We start from the raw sequence: 3,937 nt of genomic DNA, 5'->3' as shown, positions 1-3,937 counted from the left end.
GGGCCTTAGCTCAGCTGGGAGAGCGGTTGCTTTGCAAGCATCAGGTCATCGGTTCGATCCCGATAGGCTCCACCAAAGTGCAGATAATTTCCAGAGATGAAGAGTAGCGGTTTGCCGGATACGTCCGGCATGTATGGCCTGCTGATGCGGGCCTCTTTGACATTGTGAATGGGTTTTTTAATCGATGCCGTGGCGACATGGTTCGGTTTTCGTGCGTTTCCGCAAGGAAGCGTCTGAGGATCGGATGATGATCGTACACAAATGATTATCTGGCTGAGTTAAATCACCACACCGTAAGAAGCTGATGCAGTGCTACTCCAGTGCTGTCATTGGTGGTGTGGACTCTCAAGCGTGAGGTAAGGGCATCTGGTGAATGCCTTGGCATGTACAGGCGATGAAGGACGTGGCACGCTGCGATAAGCGTGGGGGAGCCGTGAGCAGGCTTTGATCCCGCGATTTCCGAATGGGACAACCCACCTTCACCATTTAAGACTGGTCCAGAGCGATCTGGCCCCGTGTTAAATGGGAGAGGTATCACTAAGCTGAATAAAATAGGCTTTGGTGAAGCGAACCCGGGGAACTGAAACATCTCAGTACCCGGAGGAAAAGACATCAACCGAGATTCCGTTAGTAGTGGCGAGCGAACGCGGACCAGGCCAGTGCCTGTTGTTTAGTTAGCAGAACCTTCTGGAAAGTTGGGCCATAGCGGGTGACAGCCCCGTATGCGAAAGCGAAACGACAGGACTTGAGTAGGGCGGAGCACGTGAAACTCTGTCTGAACATGGGGGGACCACCCTCCAAGCCTAAATACTCGTACATGACCGATAGCGAACCAGTACCGTGAGGGAAAGGTGAAAAGCACCCCGATGAGGGGAGTGAAACAGTACCTGAAACCGGATGCCTACAAGCAGTTGGAGGGCTCTTGAAGCCTGACAGCGTACCTCTTGCATAATGGGTCTGTGACTTAGTGTATCATGCAAGCTTAAGCCGTTAGGTGTAGGCGCAGCGAAAGCGAGTCTGAATAGGGCGACAGAGTATGATGCATTAGACCCGAAACCCGGCGATCTAGGCATGACCAGGTTGAAGGTGCGGTAACACGCACTGGAGGACCGAACCGTTTAATGTTGAAAAATTATCGGATGAGTTGTGTTTAGGGGTGAAAGGCCAATCAAGCCGGGAAATAGCTGGTTCTCCGCGAAATCTATTGAGGTAGAGCGTCGGATGATTGCCGTTGGGGGTAGAGCACTGGATGGATGCGGGGGTCGCGAGATCTACCAACTCTAACCAAACTCCGAATACCAACGAGTCTAGTCCGGCAGACAGACGGCGGGTGCTAAGGTCCGTCGTCAAAAGGGAAACAGCCCTAACCTACAGCTAAGGTCCCCAAGTCACGTCTAAGTGGGAAAGCATGTGGGATTTCCAAAACAACCAGGAGGTTGGCTTAGAAGCAGCCATCCTTTAAAGAAAGCGTAACAGCTCACTGGTCTAAATAAGAGATCCTGCGGCGAAGATGTAACGGGGCTCAAGACGTGCACCGAAGCTTAGGGTTCAGATCTTTGATCTGAGCGGTAGCGGAGCGTTCCGTAGGCCGTTGAAGCGATCTGGTAATGGGTCGTGGAGGTATCGGAAGTGCGAATGCAGACATGAGTAGCGATTAACAGTGTGAGATGCACTGTCGCCGAAATTCCAAGGGTTCCTGCTTAAAGCTAATCTGAGCAGGGTAAGCCGGCCCCTAAGACGAGCCCGAAGGGGGTAGTCGATGGGAACCACGTTAATATTCGTGGGCCTGGTGGTGTGTGACGGATGGCGTAACTTGTTCGGCCTTATTGGATTGGTCCGGGCAGGGAAGTTGTCCCAGGAAATAGCCCCACCGTATAGACCGTACCCTAAACCGACACAGGTGGAATGGTAGAGTATACCAAGGCGTTTGAGAGAAGTATCCTGAAGGAACTCGGCAAATTGCCTCCGTACCTTCGGAAGAAGGAGGCCCCACATATGCGCAAGCACTTGTGGGGGGCACAGGCCAGGGGGTAGCGACTGTTTAGCAAAAACACAGGGCTCTGCTAAGTCGGCTTCAAGACGACGTATAGGGCCTGACGCCTGCCCGGTGCCTGAAGGTTAAGAGGAGGAGTGCAAGCTCTGAATTGAAGCCCAGGTAAACGGCGGCCGTAACTATAACGGTCCTAAGGTAGCGAAATTCCTTGTCGGGTAAGTTCCGACCTGCACGAATGGCGTAACGACTTCCCCACTGTCTCCAGGATATGCTCAGCGAAATTGAATTCTCCGTGAAGATGCGGAGTACCCGCGGTTAGACGGAAAGACCCCGTGCACCTTTACTGCAGCTTCAGAGTGGCATTAGGAAAGAACTGTGTAGCATAGGTGGGAGGCTTTGAAGCGATGACGCCAGTTGTCGTGGAGCCATAGGTGAAATACCACCCTGTTGTTTTCTGATGTCTAACCTCGCACCGTTATCCGGTGCAGGGACCCTCTGTGGCGGGTAGTTTGACTGGGGCGGTCGCCTCCTAAAGAGTAACGGAGGCGCGCGATGGTGGGCTCAGGACGGTTGGAAACCGTCTGTTAGAGTGCAATGGCATAAGCCCGCCTGACTGCGAGACTGACAAGTCGAGCAGAGACGAAAGTCGGTCATAGTGATCCGGTGGTCCCTCGTGGAAGGGCCATCGCTCAACGGATAAAAGGTACGCCGGGGATAACAGGCTGATGATTCCCAAGAGCTCATATCGACGGAATCGTTTGGCACCTCGATGTCGGCTCATCACATCCTGGGGCTGGAGCAGGTCCCAAGGGTTTGGCTGTTCGCCAATTAAAGTGGTACGTGAGCTGGGTTCAGAACGTCGCGAGACAGTTTGGTCCCTATCTGCCGTGGGCGTCGAAATTTGAGAGGAGTTGACCCTAGTACGAGAGGACCGGGTTGAACATACCTCTGGTGTACCTGTCGTCGTGCCAACGGCGCAGCAGGGTAGCTATGTATGGACGGGATAACCGCTGAAAGCATCTAAGCGGGAAGCCTCCCTCAAGATAAGATTTCTTCGAGCGGTCGTAGACCACGACCTTGATAGGCCGGATGTAGAAGCGTGGTAACATGTGGAGCTAACCGGTCCTAATTGCTCTGATCGCGCTTGAAAGTCCCACCATCAATGACAGTGCTGGTAACAGCATCGGTCATCGACGTGGTGATCTTAGTCCCACCATCAATGACAGTGCTGGAAAACACCAGCGTCGGCGATGTGGTGATAGCCTCAAGCCAGATAACAACTGAATAGACATAGCGTGCACGGCACCGATTAAAACCCAAAGCGCAAGCTTCATTGCTTGGTGACCATAGCGTCTGTGACCCACCCGATCCCATCCCGAACTCGGCCGTGAAACCAGTCTGCGCCGATGGTACTGTGGCTCAAGCCCCGGAAGAGTAGGGCGTCGCCAGGCATTGCAGCTCGCGCTTTGACAAAGCAAAAACCCATTCACTTGTTCGTTGGCCTCAGGCGCCGGCGGTCACATCCGTGACCTTGGCTTCCGCGCCAATAAGGCGCGAGCAGCCGCTCGGCCTTGCGGAGGCAAAAGCCTCCGTTACCCTGATCCAACATCTTTGGTGACGCGGGATGGAGCAGCCCGGTAGCTCGTCAGGCTCATAACCTGAAGGTCGTAGGTTCAAATCCTACTCCCGCAACCATCGCCGTAGAACTCGATACGCCGCCCCATGAGGGCGGCGTTGTCGTTTAACGCGAACGCCGTCTCGTCATATGGGGATTCCCAAAACGGTGAATTTGTGAATCTATGGCTGCCAGTTGGAGGGCATGGCCATGGGTGCAGCGATCGGATTGCGGGACGACTTTGACGCGGTGGGTTTGAGGCGACTGGCGCGTGCGACAAGGAGCGCGAACCAGGGGCGGCGGTTGCTGGCATTGGCGGAAATTTATGA

General features: G+C 54.2%; 1 tRNA gene and 2 rRNA genes. All 3 read left to right on the top strand.

From position 1 onward, the window contains the following. Positions 1–346 precede the first annotated feature (346 nt). Positions 347–3,142 (top strand): 23S ribosomal RNA (locus tag L858_RS0118980). Between the two features lie 187 nt (positions 3,143–3,329). Beyond that, positions 3,330–3,444: ribosomal RNA gene (rrf, locus tag L858_RS0118975) — 5S ribosomal RNA — on the top strand. Positions 3,445–3,611: 167 nt separating this feature from the next. Next, positions 3,612–3,688, top strand: a tRNA-Met gene (locus L858_RS0118970). Positions 3,689–3,937 lie beyond the last annotated feature (249 nt).

It is taken from the genome of Sphingobium bisphenolivorans, assembly GCF_000412635.1.
In the GTDB taxonomy this organism is placed as follows: Bacteria; Pseudomonadota; Alphaproteobacteria; order Sphingomonadales; family Sphingomonadaceae; genus Sphingobium; species Sphingobium bisphenolivorans.
This window is presented reverse-complemented; position numbering and strand designations above follow the sequence as displayed.